7 protein-coding genes are annotated in these 17015 nt (G+C 74.5%); all 7 read right to left on the reverse strand.

Features of this window, described 5'->3' with window-relative positions; translation table 11 throughout:
- Positions 1–46: 46 nt before the first annotated feature.
- The 7 genes from ACL02U_RS05035 to ACL02U_RS05065 are packed head-to-tail and all read right to left on the reverse strand — an operon-like array spanning position 47 to position 16957.
- A complete protein-coding gene (locus tag ACL02U_RS05035; protein WP_412789402.1) occupies positions 47–685 on the reverse strand; it encodes an O-methyltransferase in 639 nt (212 codons plus the stop codon).
- Entirely contained in the window at positions 682–1458 is a 777-nt protein-coding gene (locus ACL02U_RS05040; RefSeq protein WP_412789403.1) for a thioesterase II family protein, read from the reverse strand. Before ACL02U_RS05040 ends, ACL02U_RS05035 begins: the two co-directional genes overlap by 4 nt.
- Positions 1455–2534, reverse strand: coding sequence for a Gfo/Idh/MocA family oxidoreductase (locus ACL02U_RS05045; protein ID WP_412789404.1), 1080 nt, complete (start codon positions 2532–2534; stop codon positions 1455–1457). The genes ACL02U_RS05040 and ACL02U_RS05045 overlap by 4 nt, the downstream gene beginning before the upstream one ends.
- Positions 2531–3673: a saccharopine dehydrogenase NADP-binding domain-containing protein gene (locus tag ACL02U_RS05050; RefSeq protein ID WP_412789405.1), complete on the reverse strand. Its 1143-nt coding sequence runs from the start codon at positions 3671–3673 to the stop codon at positions 2531–2533. Before ACL02U_RS05050 ends, ACL02U_RS05045 begins: the two co-directional genes overlap by 4 nt.
- Positions 3670–9066, reverse strand: coding sequence for an amino acid adenylation domain-containing protein (locus ACL02U_RS05055; protein WP_412789406.1), 5397 nt, complete (start codon positions 9064–9066; stop codon positions 3670–3672). The genes ACL02U_RS05050 and ACL02U_RS05055 overlap by 4 nt, the downstream gene beginning before the upstream one ends.
- Positions 9063–15662: an amino acid adenylation domain-containing protein gene (locus tag ACL02U_RS05060; RefSeq protein ID WP_412789407.1), complete on the reverse strand. Its 6600-nt coding sequence runs from the start codon at positions 15660–15662 to the stop codon at positions 9063–9065. The genes ACL02U_RS05055 and ACL02U_RS05060 overlap by 4 nt, the downstream gene beginning before the upstream one ends.
- Positions 15659–16957 (reverse strand): condensation domain-containing protein, encoded by a 1299-nt coding sequence (locus ACL02U_RS05065; protein ID WP_412789408.1) that lies wholly within the window; start codon positions 16955–16957, stop codon positions 15659–15661. The genes ACL02U_RS05060 and ACL02U_RS05065 overlap by 4 nt, the downstream gene beginning before the upstream one ends.
- Between the last annotated feature and the right edge of the window lie 58 nt (positions 16958–17015).

Consider the following 17015-nt stretch of genomic DNA (forward strand, 5'->3'; position numbering starts at 1 on the left):
CCCCTCTCCTCCCCCCCCCCCCCCCGCGACGTGTACGGAGGCCGGGTCAGCCGACCCGCCGGATGACGCTCACGCCCTCGCGTACGGTCAGCACGCTCTGCCGCACCCGGGGGTCGGCCGCGACATGCGCGTTGAACGCGCGCATCGCGACGGTGTCGGGCTGCTGGTCCCGCTCGTTGGCGACACCTCCGAACTGCAGGACGTTGTCGGCCAGCAGCAGTCCGTGCGGGGACAGCTTCGGCAGCACCGCCTCGTAGTAGTCGATGTAGCCGGGCTTGTCGGCGTCGACGAAGACCAGGTCGAAGGGGCCGGGCAGGTCCCCCACCGACGCCAGGGCCGGGCCCTCCCAGAGGTGGATGCGCTCCGCCCAGGGTGAGGCCGCGAGGTGCTTGCGGGCGATCGAGGCGTGCAGCGGGCTCAGTTCACAGGTGTGCAGCTCGGCGTCCTGCGGCATCGCCCGGGCCATGCAGAGCGCGGAGTAGCCGGTGAAGGTGCCGATCTCCAGAATGCGGCGGGGCCGCAGGGCGAACACCAGGGAGGCCAGGAACTCCCCCTCCAGGCTCCCCACCATCATGGCCGGCAGGTCCGTCTCGGCCTCGGTGTCGGCGACCAGGCCGGCCAGCCAGGACGGCGCGGGGGAGGAGACCTCCTCGGCGTACTTCTCCACGACGGGTCGTACGATCATCCTCGGTTCCCTCCCGCGGGGTCGGTGTGGGCGTGCAGCCGTCGGGCCAGCCAGTGCGTCAACGCGTCGCGGGCGGGCCCGCGCAGGTAGAAGTGGGCGCCCGGGAACGCGGTCAGCTCGGTGTGCGCCGAGGTGGCGTCGGCCCAGGCCGCCGCGTCCGCCGCGTCCACCTCGGGGTCCTCGGTGCCGTAGCAGACGCTCACCGGCACCGCGAGGTCGCGGCCGGTAGCGGGGCGGTAGCCGCCCACCAGGCGGTAGTCCGCGCGGAGCACCGGCAGCATCACCTCGCGCAGGCCGGGCATCCGCAGCAGGCGTGCGTCGGTCCCGCCGAGCCGGCACACGTCGGCCCACAGCCGCTCGTCGTCGAGGTACTTGTCGTCCGGGCGCTGCCGGGCGGGCCCCGGACGGCCGGAGACGATCAGCCGCTCCGGGAGCGCCTCGCCCGCCGAGCCGAGCAGCCGGGCCACCTCGTGCGCGACGGAGGCGCCCATGCTGTGCCCGAAGAACCACACGGGCTTGTCGTCCAGGCCGGCCAGCGCCTTGGCCAGCGGTTCCACCAGGCCGGGCATGTCGGTGCAGCAGGGCTCGCCCATGCGGTCCTCCCGGCCGGGGTACTGCACCACCATGCCCTCGACGTCCTCGGGCAGGTCGCGCAGCAGCGGGCGGTAGAAGCTCGCCGCCCCTCCGCCGTGCGGGAAGAACACGATCCGCCGCGCTGCTCCCGGCCGGGGGAAGTAGCCGCGCAGCCACGGGTTGGGGACGTCGGTGCTCATACCGGGACCTCCAGCAGATCCGAGGCGGCCAGGAGTTCCGGCGGCGTTTTCGGGTGGCGCATCCGTACCGGCCCGCAGGCCTCGCTCACGCGCATCGCCAGCTTCGCCAGGGCCACCTGGTACTGCACATGCCCCCGGCTGTCCGCGCCCGAGCGGACCTCGTCCCAGGTCGCGGCGATGGCCCGGGCCGTGGCCTGCGGCCACAGTTCGCGCAGCACCTCGCGGTAGGAGGCGCCCTGCGCCGGACCGATGTGCTCCACGCTCGGCACCGCCAGGTGGGGGGCGGCGGAGTCGCCGAAGCGCACCAGCTCCTTCATGCCGTCCGGCATGTGCGGGCGCATGCTCCACTGCACCGGGCCGTGCGTGTTGACCAGGGTGAGGTGCCCCCCGTCCGTGCCCAGGGTGATGCGGTGGAAGAGGTGGCTGTAGTTGTCCGGATCGGAGGGCACCAGCTCGTTCTGCAGCCGGAAGGACATCGGAACCCCGCCGAAGCGGCCGGCCAGGCTCCGGTAGGGCGCTTCCGGCTCCTCCGCGAGCGCCCCGCCGACGCCGTGCGGGCGGATCGTCCCCAGGGCCTGGCCGAGGATGTCGAAGACCGTGTAGAGCACCTGGAAGGCGCAGGTCACATCGAGGAACAGCGGCTGCTGCCGGGCCACCAGGCCGCGGGCGGCGGCGATGAACCGGCGCACCGGCTCCACGTGCGGATAGTGGGTGTTCAGCCGGAACACCACGCCGGACTCGGTGGCGGCACGCAGGCAGGCCACCAACTCGTCGGGGTGCAGCGGGTGTTCCTGCAGCACGTGCACGCCGCGGCGCATCAGCGCCTGGGAGAGCCGGGGCCCCGGACCGCCGTTCATGACCCCCCCGACGACCACACAGGCCAGGTCGACGTCGTCGGGCACCTCCTCGACCGCGGACCACAGCGGTACGCCGTGGTGCGCGGCGCAGGCGCGGCTGCGGGCGCTGCCGGAGGCGAGGATCCCGGCCAGCTCGAAGCCGAAGTCCGCTCGCTCGAAGGCCGCCAGGTAGGCGCGGCCGAATCCGGTACCGGCCACCAGGACGCGGGGGCGGGTCACAGTTCGCCCTCCTCCATGGCACGGGCCGCGAGGATCGGCCGGTCGACGACCTCCAGCAGCCCGACCGCGGGCTCGGCCCGCAGCGCCGCGAGCACGGTCCCGGCGTCGAGCACGTCGGAGGCGAAGCGCACCCCCGGGGCCACCGTGCCGTCGAGGACCGCCAGCACGGCCAGCGCAGCGGCGAGGCCGGTCAGGGCGTACGTGTCGCCGGCGCGCAGGGCCAGGCTGCGGGTGGCCGGGCGGCCGGCGCCGTCGGTGCCGGTGACCTCGAACAGCATGAGCTGGTAGGGATCCCTGCCGAACAGGTCGAGCGCCGCGGCCCGGGTGAGCTCCTCGGCCGCCTCGACGAGGGCGGACTCACCGCGCATCGCCCCCTGGAGCCTGCTCAGGCAGTTCATCATGTGCGCGCCGCCGTCGAAGACGTTGTACCAGTCGATCTCCGTGAGCCCGGTGGCCTCGGGGAGCCGGGCGGACTCGAAACTCAGGTACGGGTACACGTCCACCCGGTTGTGCGCGTAGGGGAGTTCGACGCCGGTACGCGGCTCCAGCTCGCGCTCCACGCGGACGCCGCCCCTGATCGCGCCGCGGGCCTCCCCGTACGCACCGCCCATGGACAGCAGGTAGTCGGCGGCTCCGGCCGGGGTGAGCCGGTCCATCGTGCCGACGTAGGCCGTCAGCCGCCGCGGCCGGTTCAGGGCGGAGCACAGGTGGCGGGGGAGCAGACCGGTCAGGCCCGGCTGCATGCCCGCGGTGACGACGGCGGTACCGGCGAAGGTGCCCGGCCGGGTCAGCGCCTCCAGCAGCGGTTCGTCACCGCCCGGGTCGACGTAGTCGGCGCCGGCCGCCGCCGCGGCCCAGGCCACCCGGTCCAGGACCTGGTAGGACGGGCCCGCGCAGTTGAGGACGACCCGCGCGCCGCGACAGAACCGGGCCAGCGACCGGCCGTCGTACAGGTCCACCTCGACCGCCTCACCGCGCAGACCGGACTTGGCCAGCAGGCTCTCGGCCCGGGCGCGGTCGCGCCCGCCGAGCCGTACGACGGCGTCGGGACGGCGCTCGGCGACGGCCCGTACGGCGGCCTCGCCGACGGCGCCGTAGGCGCCGACCACCGCCACCGAAGGGGTGCTGTGCCCGCTCACGCGTCCTCCTCGTCGGGCAGGCCGATCACCTCGGAGGTGACCAGCTCACGGCAGGTGAAGTGGTCGCCCGGCACGGTCTGCCGCCGGAGTCCGCCCACGCACACCGACTCCCACAGCGCGGACATGTCGGCGGCCATGGCGGGCCAGACGGGGGACTCCTCGGCGTGCACCAGCAGCCGGGCCTCCCCGGTGTACGGACCGGGGTCGTGGGCGGCGACGCAGGCCGCCAGCGCCCGTCCCCGCGCGAGGCGTCCGGCGACTTCGTCGGCGCCGAGCCCCAGCGCCCGGGCCAGCCCGGCCAGCCGCTCCTCGCGCGGGCGCGCGCCGAGCGCGGCGGCCGTCTCGCCCACGGCCCGCAGCTCCGGCTCGCTCCGGTCCGCCAGCGCGGCCGGCGCACCGGGCGGTATGTCACCGGCGGGGGCGAGTACGGCGAGCGCCGACCCGAGGGCGGACTCGTCCGGATAGCCCAGGGCGGCCGGGTCCAGCCCGCGGTCCAGGCAGAACAGCGCCTCTTCGAGGACGTCGTCGCGGACCGTTGCGGGCAGCGGGTAGCTGCTCAGGACGGTCAGCCCGCACACCGGGGCGCCGAGCTCGACCAGCTGCCGGGCGACCGCGAGCGCCAGCACACCCCCGCTGTGCGCGCCGACCGGATGGAACGGGCCCGGGCTCAACGTCCTTACCCGTGCCACGATCTCCTGCGCCACGTCGTCCAGGTCCTGCCCCTCGGCCACCCGCACCGGCGGCACCACCACCACCGGGTCGAGCGCCCCGAGGCCCGCCGCGAGCCGCTCCGCGTGGCCGCCCAGACCGTCGCCGACCAGGACGTGCACCGGGTTGCCCAGAGCGTCCGCCGCCCCGGCCAGCGTCAGCTCGTCACCGGCCCCGCTCTCCTCGGACACCTCCTGCCCCTGCTGGAGGAAGGCGGACAGCTCACGCACCGACGCGCCGTTCAGCAGCTCGCGCAGCAGCTCGTCGAAGAAGACCTCGGCCGCCGTCGGCACCTGCTCGCGCAGCGCGGTGACGAGCTGCGCGGCGAGCAGCGAATCCCCGCCGAGGGCATAGAAGTTGGTGTCCAGCGGCACCTCCGTCTCGCGCAGCACCTCCGCGTACACCGCGGCGACGCCCAGCTCCAGTTCGCCGGCCTCGCGCGGGTTCTCCGCGGCGGCCGCGGCGCCCGCCGTGCGGTGCTCCTCGGCCCACCGGGCCAGGGCGGCGCGGTCGACCTTGCCGTTGTCGGTCAGCGGCAGCGCGTCCAGCACCTCGAAGCGCGAGGGGATCATCTCCGCCGGGAGCCGTTCGGCGAGCCGCCGGGCCAGCTCCTCGGTGTCGAGCGGCGCGCGGTCGGTCTTGAAGCGGGCCGCGAAGACGTGCATGCCGATGCGGGCCAGCTCGTCCTCGGGCGCCGGGACGCACAGCTCCAGTTCGGCCCCGGCCTCGGCCAGCAGCTCGTACCACTGTCCGCGGCCGATGAAGGTCTGGTCCTTGCCGTGGCGCACGTCCTGGAAGTCCCCGGCGGTGGCGTCGAAGAGGAACTCCATCGAGGTGAGGATCTGGTAGTTGTCGCGGGTCGTCTCGATGAAGACCAGCCACCCGCCGGGCACCAGAGCCTCGCGCATCCGGCGCAGGACCGCGCGGGCGTCCTTCGCGTAGTGCATGACGTTGCCGCACAGGATCACGTCCACCGAGTTCGGCCGGACGCCCTGTTCGCGGTACGGCTCGTTGAAGTCGAACAGCGCGTAGTCGACCCAGGGGTGTTCGGCGAACCGCTCACCGGCCTTGTTCAGGAAGAACTGCGACACGTCGCTGAAGGTGTAGCGGACGTTCTCCCCGTCCAGCGCCGGAATGGTGTCGACGCTCGTGCCGCCGACGCCGGCGCCGACCTCCAGCACCCGCAGCGGACGGCCGGAGGTGTTGCGCCGGGCCGCGGCAAGCACGGTGGAGGTGGCCAGCCGGTTGAGGTAGCGGGAGAGGAAGCCCTCCATGTAGGCGGCCTCGTGGATGCTCAGGTCGCCCTCGGGGAACAGCATCCGCAGCGGGTCCCGCTCGTCGCGCATCAGCTCCGGCAGGTGGGTGGCGGCGAGCTTGAAGTAGTCCACCAGCTCGGGACGGTCGTTGGCCTCCGGCAGCAGCCGGTCGACCTCGCCCCACGCCTGCGCCACGTCCTCGGGGGTGACCGGGCGCAGGCAGCCGAAACTGCCGTCCGCGGCCCGGTCCAGGTAGCCGTTTTCCACGCAGGCCGCCAGCCAGCGGCGCACCAGCCGCTCGTGCCTGGGGGCCACCCCGGCCAGCCGCATGACCTCGGAGGTGCTGTGCCGCGTGGCGGTGTCCGGCCACACGCCCTCCCGGCGCAGGACGTCGACCATGCGCCGCAGCGCCGCGTCGTCGAGCACGGCCGCGAACTCGACCACCTTCGCGACGTCCACCCCGTCATGGATCTCCTCGGCCGCCGCGAGCACCTCGGGCACCAGGTCCGCGTCCACCGTGTGGTCGGACGGTCCGGCGGGAGAGGGCGAGACGAAGGCGATCAGCCTGCGGTCGTTGCGCTCGCCCTGCGTGGTCACCGCCACCGCGTCGACCTGCGGATCGGCGGCCAGGGCCGACTCCACCTCGGCCAGTTCGACGCGGTGGCCGCGGATCTTGACCTGCCGGTCGTCGCGGCCGATGAACTCCAGGGTGCCGTCGGGCAGATAGCGGGCCAGGTCGCCGGTGCGGTACACCCGCTCGCCGTCCGGCAGCGCGAAGAAGCTCGCCGCGGTCTTCTCCGGGTCGCCCAGGTAGCCCTCGGCGAGGCCGGCGCCGGCGATGTACAGGTCGCCCACGACGAGGTCGGGGCTGGGCCGCAGGGACGCGTCGAGCACGTGGAAGCGCTGGTTCTCCAGCGGAGTGCCGTACGGGATGCTCGGAGCCGCCATGTCGACCTCGCCGATCGGGTGGACGATCGACCAGATCGACGCCTCGGTGGCGCCGCCGAGACTGTACAGCTCCACCCGGGGGAGCCGTTCCCGGACGGCGTCGGGGAGCGTCACGGGTATCCAGTCGCCCGACATCATGCCGAGCCGCACACTCCCGCAGTCGCGGCCGTCGCCGCGCAGGTACTCCTCCAGCAGCATCATCTGGGCGGGCACCGTGTTCAGCACCGTCACCCCGTGCCCGGTGATCAGCTCGGCCCAGTGCGAGGGGTCGCTGCGCCGCTCCGGGTCGGGCAGCACCAGGGTGCCGCCCCGGCCGAGAACGCCGAAGACGTCGAAGACGGACAGGTCGAAGCCCAGGCTCGACAGCCCCAGCGCCACGTCGTCCGCGCCGATCGCGAACCTGCGGCACACGTCGTCCAGGGTGTTGACCGCGGCCCGGTGACTGATCTCCACGCCCTTCGGCTCACCGGTCGAGCCCGAGGTGAAGATGACGTACGCCGAGTCGCCCGGGGAGACCGGGACCTCGTCGACGGCGGCCGTCGACAGCCGGTCCACGTCGACACGTTCCACCCCTGCGGGCAGTTCGCCGCCGACCGCGCTGTGCGAGACCACCAGGTCGGCCCCGGCCGACTCGATGATCTTGTTGCGCCGGGCTTCGGGCTGGCCCGCCTCGACGGGGACGTACGTGCCCCCGGCCAGCAGCACCCCGAGCGCACCGGCGATCTGCTCCCAGCCCTTCTCCACCACCACCGCGACCCGCCGGTGCGGCCGGTGGCCCCGCGCGGCGAGCGCGGCGGCCACGGCGGCCGCCCGGCCGGTCAGCGTCGCGCGGTCGACGCTGACGCGGTGGTCGATCACCGCCGTCGCCTCCGGCCGCCGGCGGGCCTCGTCGAGCAGCGCCCGGTGCAGCAGCGCGTCGCTCACGGGCCGCGCCGTGCCGTTGACCGCCGCGCGCCGCCGCGCCTGGTGGGCGGGCAGGGCGAGCGGATCGCCCTCCCACGCCTCGTCCCCGCCGGCGAGGCGGTGCAGGAGGTCGCGGAACGCGGCGAACATGTCGTCGAGGACCGGCGGGGGCACGGTGCCGTCCCGCACGTCCCAGTTGACGAGGAGCGCCCCGCCCGCCTCCATCGCCTGGCAGTCCACCCACACCTGCGGCGTCTGGCTGATGCCGTTGCGGATCCGGGAGCGCATCATGCCCTGCGGGGCGAGGCCGTCGGACAGCCCGATGGCGCTGGTGAACACCACCGGCATCAGCGAACCCTGCTGGCCCCGGCGGCGGGTCAGCTCGCGCAGCACCTCCACGCCGGAGAACAGCCGGTGGTCGAGGTCCTCGAAGAGCTGCTCGCCCGCCCTGCGGGCCCGCCCGGCGAAGGTGTCGGCACAGCCGCCGTCGACGGCCAGCAGCTCGACGGAGGTGAAGTCGCCCACGACGTCGCCCACGTCCGGGTGCAGCGGCAGCCGGCTGAGCACCGTCACGTCGAGCGTGAACCGGGGGCTGCGGCTCCAGCGGCCGATCACCTCCGCGTAGGCGGCCATCACGGCCGTCGAGGCGGAGACCTGCCGCTCACCGGCACGGGTCCTCAGCGCCGACCACAGCGCCGGTTCGAGCCGCAGCTCGCGCCGGGTGAAACCGGCCGCACCGTGCCGGCTGGGCCGGTCGGCCAACGGAAGTTCGGGGGCCGGCGGCAGACTGTCCAGGCGCGCCGTCCAGTAGTCGCGGTCGCGCTCGTACGCGGGCCCCTGGCGCACCGCCCGTTCCGCCCGCAGATAGTCGCGGAACGAGATCCCGGGGGCCGGGAGAGCGGCGTCGGGGTCCTCGTAGAACGTGCCGAACTCGTCCAGCAGCCGGTAGATGCTCACGTAGTCGGCGATCAGGAAGTCGATGGAGAAGTGCAGGACGGCCCGGTCGGTGAACCCGGTGACCTCCAGGGAGTACAGCGGGCACGCGGTGACGTCCTTGGACTCCGCGGAGAGCCGGCCGCGGACCTCGCGCAGCACCTCCTCGCCCGCCTCCGCGGGCAGGGCCGTCACGTCGTGCCAGCCGATGACGGGGGCGGGCGGGTCCTTCAGCACCCGCTGGTGGCCGTCGTAGTCGATGACCACGCGCAGCATCTCGTGCCGGTCGACCACCCGCTGCCAGGCCCGCAGCAGCCGGTCCCGGTCGAGCGCGGGGAACTCCAGCTCGCCGTAGGCGTGGCAGGGCACCGAACCGTACTCGAAGGCGCCCCGGCGGCCCAGCAGGTAGGCCGACTGGACCTCGGTGAGCGGGAACGGCTCGTGGGCGGCGTCGGGATCGGCCCGCACCTGCTGCGGGCCGCGCTCGCGCAGCACCCGGAGCACGTCCTCCCGGCAGCCGGAGAGCAGGGCGCGCCGCTCGGGGGTCATGGTCCCCTCCGGGCCACGGAACCGGAGCCTGCCCTCGTCCTCCCACAGGTGCAGTCCGGCCTGTTCGAGTTCGCTGATGATGTCGGCGGCGGTCACAGGACACCTTCTTCCAGTCGGACGGACGCTTGGCGAGGGTGGCTGCCGGAGATCTCGGCGTCGAGGACGGCGGCGATCCCGGCGACGGTCGGGTGGTTGAAGAGCTGGCGCAGCGAGAGCTCCACGCCGAAGCGCTCGGCGAACCGCTGGACGACCCGGGTGGCGGTGAGACTGTCCCCGCCGAGACTGAAGAAGTCGGCGTTGCGGCCCACCCCGGGGGCCTCCAGCAGATCGGCCCACACCCCGGCCACCGCGCGTTCGGTGCCCCCTCGGGGACGGTCGTCCGCCGCGGGCTCCTGCGCCGCGTGGCGCGGTCCGTGCGTCCGCGCGACGGCGGCGCGGTCGACCTTGCCGTTCGCGTTGAGCGGCAACCGCTCGACGACGGTGAGGTGTTCGGGGAGCATGTGGGAGGGCAGGCGTGCGGCCAGCGCCGCGAGCAGCTCTCCCGCGGCCGGTGCGGGACCCGCGCCCTGTGCGGGGGTGACGACCGCGGCCAGGCGGCGCGCTCCGGCGCCGGTGTCGACCCAGGCCACCGCGTGTGCGACACCGGGCAGTTCGCGCAGCCCGGTCTCGATCTCGCCGAGTTCGATCCGGTGCCCGCGTATCTTCACCTGGTGGTCGCGCCGGCCCAGGAACTCCAGGATGCCCGAGGGGTGGTAGCGGCCCAGGTCGCCGGTGCGGTACCAGCGCTCGCCCCCGGCCGTGACGAAGGAGGCCGCGGTGCGCTCCGGGTCGCCGCGGTAGCCGAGCGCCACGCCGGCGCCCCCGATCCACAGCTCGCCCGGCACGAAGTCGGGCCGGTCCCGGCCGTGTGCGTCGACCACCCGGAAGCGGTGGTTGGCCAGCGGACGCCCGTACGGGACGGATACCCACGCGGGGTCGACGGCGGGCACCTCGTGGGCGTTCGACCAGATCGAGGCCTCGGTGGCCCCGCCCATCGCGACGAGCAGGGCGTTCGGCGCACACGCCCGCAGCCGGTCGCACAGGTCCAGCCCGACCCAGTCGCCGGAGACGATCGCCACGCGCAGCCGCGGCAGGCTCGTGCCCGACTCGCAGGCCACCAGCAGCATGTCGAGCAGGGTGGGCACCGTGTTCCAGACGGAGACCTCGTGCTCGGCGGCGAGCCGGGCCCAGACGGCCGCCTCCCGCCGGACGTCCTCGGGGAGCGTCACCACGGTGCCGCCCACCGCGAGCAGCCCGAACAGGTCGTAGACGGACAGGTCGAAGTCGAGCGCCGAGACCTGCAGCACCACGTCGGCGGGGCCCACGCCGTAGCGGGCGTTGACGTCGTCGACGGTGTTGGCGGCGGCCGCGTGGGTGATCTCCACCCCCTTGGGCTCGCCGGTGGAGCCCGAGGTGTAGATGACGTACGCGAGCTGCCCCGGGTCGACCGGCACCGGCTCGGCGAGCGGTACGGCCGCCGACGCCTCGGCCACCGGCACCGGCCGTACCGCCTCGTCCCAGTCCGCGGCGGCGGCCGCGCCGTCCGCGACCAGGGCCAGGCGCGCCCCGGCGGACCGCACGATCCGGTTGCGGCGCGCGGCCGGCTGGCCCACCCCCACCGGTACGTACGCGCAGCCCGCCGCCAGCACGCCGAGCACCGCGACCACCTGGTCGGGCCCCTTCGGCAGCGAGACGACGACGGTCTCGCCCGGCCGCGCCCCCAGCGACACCAGGTGCCCGGCGACACCGAGGACCCGGCCGGCCAGCTCGGCGTAGGTCAGGGCCTCGCCCGACGGCGTGCGCACCGCGACGGCACCGGGAGTGCGGCGGGCGACGTCGAGGACCGGCTCGTGCAGCGTACGGGCGGGGCGGGCCGCGGCGGTGTCGTTCACCTCGGCACGGACCCTCGCCTGCGCCTCGGGAAGGGCGACCGGCGGGGCCGGGCGGGACCAGTCGCGGTCGGCGAGCGCGACCAGCAGGCGGCGCATCGCCTCCAGAGCCGCCGGGACCACCCCGGGACTGTAGAGGCCCTCGACGTGGTCCCAGTTGACGGCGAGTCCGCCGCCGCGTTCCACCACCTGGCAGTCCAGGGCGACCTGCGGGCTCTGGGAAAGCCCCCGGCGCAGCTCGCCGAAACCGAAGGAGAGGTCCTTGAAGTCCGCGCTCACCCCGAGCGTGGAGGTGAACACCACCGGCATCAGCGTCTGCCCGCCCCCGGCGCGCCGGGCCAGTTGCTGGAGCACCCAGGTGGCGGAGACGTCGCGGTGCTCCAGGCCCTCCCACACCTGTCCCTGCAGCCGGCGCACGGTGTCGGCCCACGACCCCTCGGGACGGCTGTGGTGCCCGAGGAGCAGCAGCGAGGTGAAGTCGCCGACCACCCGGTTCACCTGGGGGTGCACGTCCTGCCGGTCGAAGACCGTGAGGTTCAGCGTCAGCGAGGTCTCGGCGCTCCACGCCGCCAGCACCTCGGCGAAGGCCGCCGCCACCACCGTCGACGCGGTCAGCCCCTCGTCGGCCGTGCGGCGGCGGAGCTTCGCCCAGGTCGCCGCGTCGAGGCGGAACTCCTCCCGCACGAACCGCGGTCGACCGATGCGCTCGGGGTCCGTGGCCATGGGCAGCGCCGGAGCCGCGGGCAGTTCCTCGATCGCCCGCAGCCAGAACTCCTCGTCCCGCGCCCTCGCCGCGGGATCGGTCCGCCGGGCGAGCAGGTAGTCGCGGAAGGACAGCTCCAGTGCCGGGAGTTCCCGCCCGGGGTCGGAGTACAGCGCGTTCAGCTCGGTGAAGATGGTCATGATCGACAGCGCGTCGAGCACCACGTAGTCGAACCCCACCCCGAACACCGTGCGCCCGTCGTCGCGTTGCACGGCGCGCACGTCGAACAGCGGCCAGGAGGTCACGTCGAGGACCTGCTGCGCCATCTCCCCCAGCGCGGCGACCGCCTCCTCGTGGTCGGCCGCCGTGGTGCGGGTGACCGCGAACCGGTAGTGCGGCACCTCGGGCAGGACGCGCTGGCCGCCCTCGCCGTCCAGCACGGCGCGCATCATCCCGTGCCGCCGCACCAGCGTGTTCCAGGCGGCCTCCAGCCGCTCCAGGTCGACGTGGTCGCTCTCGAACTCCCAGTACCAGTACGAGGCGACGCCGCCGAGGACGAAGTCGGGGTCGCGGCCGAGCCAGTAGGCGCGCTGCACCTCGGTGAGCGGGAAGGGCTCGTACCGGTGGACCGGGTCGGCCGGGACCGTGCCGGGACCGTGCGCGTCGGTGCGCGTCAGCGTCCGGGCGAAACCGCTCACCGTCGGACGGGTGAACAGGTCGCCGAGCCTGGCCTCGTACCCCTGCCGGCGCAGGGCGGCCAGCAGGCGGGTGGCCTGCAGGCTGTCGCCGCCGACCCGGAAGAAGTCGGTGTTCCGGCCGAGGGGCCCGCACCCGAGAAGGTCCGCCCACAGCGCGGCGACCGTCTCCTCCGCCGCACCGCGCGGGGCGTCCGACGCGTCGCCGGCCAACCGCTCGTCCAGCGCCGCGGTCAGCAGCCGCCCCGCCGCGGCGCGGTCGACCTTGCCGTTGCGGCTCAGCGGCAGGGCGTCCACGGCCACCGCCCGGGCGGGCACCATGTACGCGGGCACCTGCCGGGCGGCCGTGGCCAGCACGCCCTCGGTGTCGGCCGCGGCCGGAGCGACCAGGGCGTACAGCGCGCCGCCGTGCCCGGCGAGAGGCGTCACCACCGCGTCGCGCACCCCGGGGTGCAGGCCCAGCGCGCGCTCCACCTCGCCGAGCTCGATCCGATAGCCGTTCACCTTGACCTGGAGATCGGCGCGGCCGAGGAACTCGATCACGGCCCCGGGCCGGTAGCGGGCCCGGTCGCCGGTGCGGTACCAGCGCACGCCGTCCACCTCCGCGAACCGCTCGGCGGTCAGCTCCGGTGCGCCCACGTACCCGCGGGCCACCCCGGCCCCGCCGATCCACAGCTCCCCGGGCACCCAGTCGGGGCGGTCGCCGCCGTGCTCGTCGGCGATCCGGCAGCACTGGTTGGGCAGCGGCACGTTGTACGGGATCGAGGGCCAGGAGGGGTCCACCTCCGTGACCTCCTGGACGGTCGAGTGGATCGCGGTCTCCGTGGTGCCGCCCAGGACCACGAACACGCTGTCCGGACGCAGCGCGTGCACTCGGCCCGGCAGGTCGAGCCCCGCCCAGTCGCCGCCGAGGAGCTGCAGCCGGAACGGCCAGCCGCCCGGCTCCGGCCGCGTCGAGGCCGCGGCCAGCGCCATGTCGAGCAGCGCCGGCACGCAGTTGAGGACGGTGGCCCGGTGCTCGGCCGCCCTGCGCAGCCACGTCCCGGGCGAGCGCCGCTCCTCGTCGTCCACCAGGACCAGCGCGCCACCGCAGGTGAGGGGGCCGAAGATGTCGTACACGGAGAGGTCGAAGTCGAGCGCCGACAGACACAGCGTGCGGTCGGCGGGGCCCATCCGGTAGCGCTCGTTCAGCGCGGCCACCGTGTTGTGGGCCGCCGCATGGGTCAGCTCCACGCCCTTGGGCTCCCCGGTCGAGCCGGACGTGAAGATCACGTAGGCGGGGGCGTCCGGCGGGACGTCCACCGGCCGCTCCAGCGACGGCAGTTCGCGGTCGGTGGCGCACCGCACGTCGATGCGGGCGACCCGGCCGCCGGCGGCGTCCCGGGCCGGACCCGCGGTCACCGCGCACCGGGCGCCGGACAGCGACTCCACGGTGCGCCGCCGCGCCTCGGGCTGTTCCGCGCCCACCGGCACGTACGCCGCGCCCAGCGCGTGCACCGCCAGCACCGCGACGACCTGGTCGACGCCCTTGGGCAGGGTGATCACGACCCGGTCGCCCGCGGTGACACCGGCGGTGCGCAGGACGTGGGCCAGCCGCAGGGCCCGCCCGGCGAGTTCCCCGTACGTCAGCACCCGGCCCTCGCCCCAGAGCGCCGCCGGTGCCCCGCCGCGCTCGGCCGCCTGCCGGAAGAACTCCTGGTGCAGCGCCCGGCGGGGCAGGTCCGCGGCGGTGTCGTTGGCGCCGCGGCGGGCCTGGAGCTGCGGAGCGGGCGGCCGCACCGGCAGACTCTCCCACCAGGCGCTGGGCTGCGAGGCGAGCAGCCGCACCCGGTTGACGAAGGCCTCGAACATCGCCTCGGGGACACCGGCCTCGAAGAGGTTCTCGGCGGTCTCCCAGTTGATCAGCATGCCGTCGTCGTGCTCGATCAACTGCAGGTCGATCCACACGCCCGAGGTCTGCGAACTCATCCACAGCGGGGTGCCGAGCACCGCGCGGGTCGGTCCGTCGAACAGCTCACCCAGGCTGAGCGCGCTGGTGAACACCACACCCGCCCGCCGGTTCGCCCCGGCGGCCGTCCTGGCCAGGTCGCGCAGGACCGACGTGCCGCCGTACGCCGCGTGCGCCGCATCGCGCCGGTACTGCTCCTGCACCGCGTGGGCGCGATCGGCGAAGGTGCGGCGCGTGTCGGGCGCCACCTGCAACAGCAGCAGGTCGGTGAAGTCCCCGACGATCCGGCCGACGTCCGGGTGCACCGGGATCCGGTTCAGCACCGGCAGGTTGAGCAGGAACCCCGCCTCCTCGCTCCAGGCGGCGAGGACGTCCGCGTAGGCGGCGGCGACGGCCATCGACACGGTCAGACCGTTGCTGCGCGCGTGCTGGGCGAACCGTTCGCACGTCTCCGGCGCCAGCCAGGCGTGCCGGCGGACCGTGTGCACCCGCTCGATCCGCTCCGGCGGCACGGCCAGCGGCAGCCGGGGCGCCTCGGGCAGGTCCTCGGCACGGTCGCGCCAGTAGGAGACGTCGGCCGGGCGGGGCTCCCGGCCGCCCTCGGCGACCAGGCGGCGGTACCCGGAAAAGTCCAGGGCGGGCCGCGCGGGCGCGCCGGCCGGGTCCTCGTAGAGGCGGGCCAGGTCGGCGACGACGATCCGGAAGCTCGACGCGTCGCAGACGATCATGTCGATGTCGAGGAAGAGCCGGCCCTTCCCGGCCGGCAGCAGCGCCAGCCGCACGTCCAGCCCGCCCCCCTCGGCGACGGGCAGCGTCTGGTGGGACAGCGTCTCGCGCAGCCGTGCCAGTCGCTGCCCGCGCTCCGGAGGCTCCAGACCGCGCAGGTCGACGACCTCGTCCAGGCCCCGGCACTCCGGCAGGATCCGCTGGCCGCCCTCGCCGACGGCCGCGCGCAGCATGGGATGCCGACGGCGCACCGCGGCCACCGCGCCGTCCCAGCGCGCGACGTCGCCGGTGACGTCGAACTCGAAGTAGAAGTGCGACCCCGTGTTCAGCGGCATGCCCGGCTGACGGCCCGACCAGTAGGCGTGCTGCATCGGCGCCAGCGGGAACCCTCCCGTCCCGGCGGCCGGGTCCTGCTCCTCCTCCGGGCGCGGGCCCGTGCCGTCGCCGGCCCCGGACAGCAGCGCGGCCCAGGCGCGCACGGTGGGTTCCTCCACCAGGTCGCCGAAGGCCACCTCCACACCGGCCTCCTGCCAGGAGGCCGCCAGGTTCATCATCCCCAGGGAGTCCAGGCCGAGCGTGACGAGGTCCTCGTCCAGGCCGATCTCCGCGGCCGGGAGTTCCAGCCGCGCGGCGACGGTTTCGCGGATCTCCTCGGCGGACAGCGCGCGTCCCGCCGTCACCTCACTGGTCATCGTGGCCTCCCGTGCGCTGCCGGGGACGCGGCCCCGGGCTGGTCGGTGTGGGGCGCCGCGCTGCGGGCGGCGCTCGTGCAGATGTCGACGTACGCGGCGAGCAGCGACTCGGCGAACTCCGGATCGAAACGGTCGGGGTTGTAGAACAGCAGCACCCGCACCGTGTCCCGGTCGGGCACGGCGACCAGCTCCAGCTCGAAACGGGTGGCGACGTCGTCGGGCACCAGGACCTCGAGGTCCAGCCCGCCGGCCCGGGTCGCGTACACCGGGTCCGCCATCATCTGGAACACCACGTCGTCCAGCCGGCGGTCGGTGCCGCCCGGGTTGATCGGCAGCATCTGGAACGGCAGCGCCTGGTGGACGAACGCCTCCATCACCGTGCCGTGCGCGGCCCGCAGGTGCGCGGCGAAGTCGCCGCCGCCGAGCCGGGTCCGCAGCAGCACCATGTTGGCCAGGAACCCCACGGTGCGCCGGTGCGCGGTACCGCGGTTGGCGAACAGGGTCGCCACCGCCAGGTCCTCGGCGCCGCTGACCGCCTTCAGGGCCCGGTAGTAGGCGGTGAGCAGGGCCACGAACATCGTCGACCGCTCCCGCTTGGCCAGGGCGTCCAGCGCGGCCACCGTCGGCGCGTCCAGGACGTGCTGCACGAGCCTGGTGTCGCGCGGCGCGCCCGCGGTGGCCGGCCGGATCGGCAGCGGGGGCAGCGTCAGGTCCTTCAGGCGCTCGCCCCAGAAGGCTTTCAGCCGCTTCCCGGAAGGGCCGGCGAGGGTCTCGCGCTGCTCCTCGGCGAACCGCGAGTAGGCGGCGGTGTCGCCGCAGGGTCTGCCGTCCAGCGCGGCGCACAGGTCCTCGAAGACCACGTTGCAGGACCACGAGTCGGTCACCATGTGGTGCATGTTGAGGCAGAGCACGTGATGGTCCTCGGCGAGCCGCCACAGCGTGATGCGCACCGCGCTCTCGGTGGCGTCGATCCGGGTGCCCAGTTCCCTGGCCACCTCCCGGTCGGCGCACGCCCCGGGGTCCGGCTCGCCGGTCAGGTCCACCTCGCGGATCCGCGGTGACACGGACGGATGCACCAGCGCCTTGAGGCGGCGGCCACCGCCGGTGAAGGTGGTGCGCAGCGCCTCGTGCCGGGACGACACGCGGCCGATCGCCTCCCCGAGCCGGTCCCGGTCGAGCGGGCCGCGCAACCTGCACAGCACCGGGCAGTTGAGCGCGCCCTCCTCGCCCCGGTAGCGGTCGAGGAACCACAGCAGCGTCTGGCCCACGGACGGGCGGATCTCGGTGACTGTCACGTCGGGCAAGGTAACGACGGTCGCGGCCCGCGCAGCCGCCGCTGAAAGAAAGCTGAGA

The organism is Streptomyces sp. MS06 (assembly GCF_047200655.1).
Classification (GTDB): Bacteria; Actinomycetota; Actinomycetes; order Streptomycetales; family Streptomycetaceae; genus Streptomyces.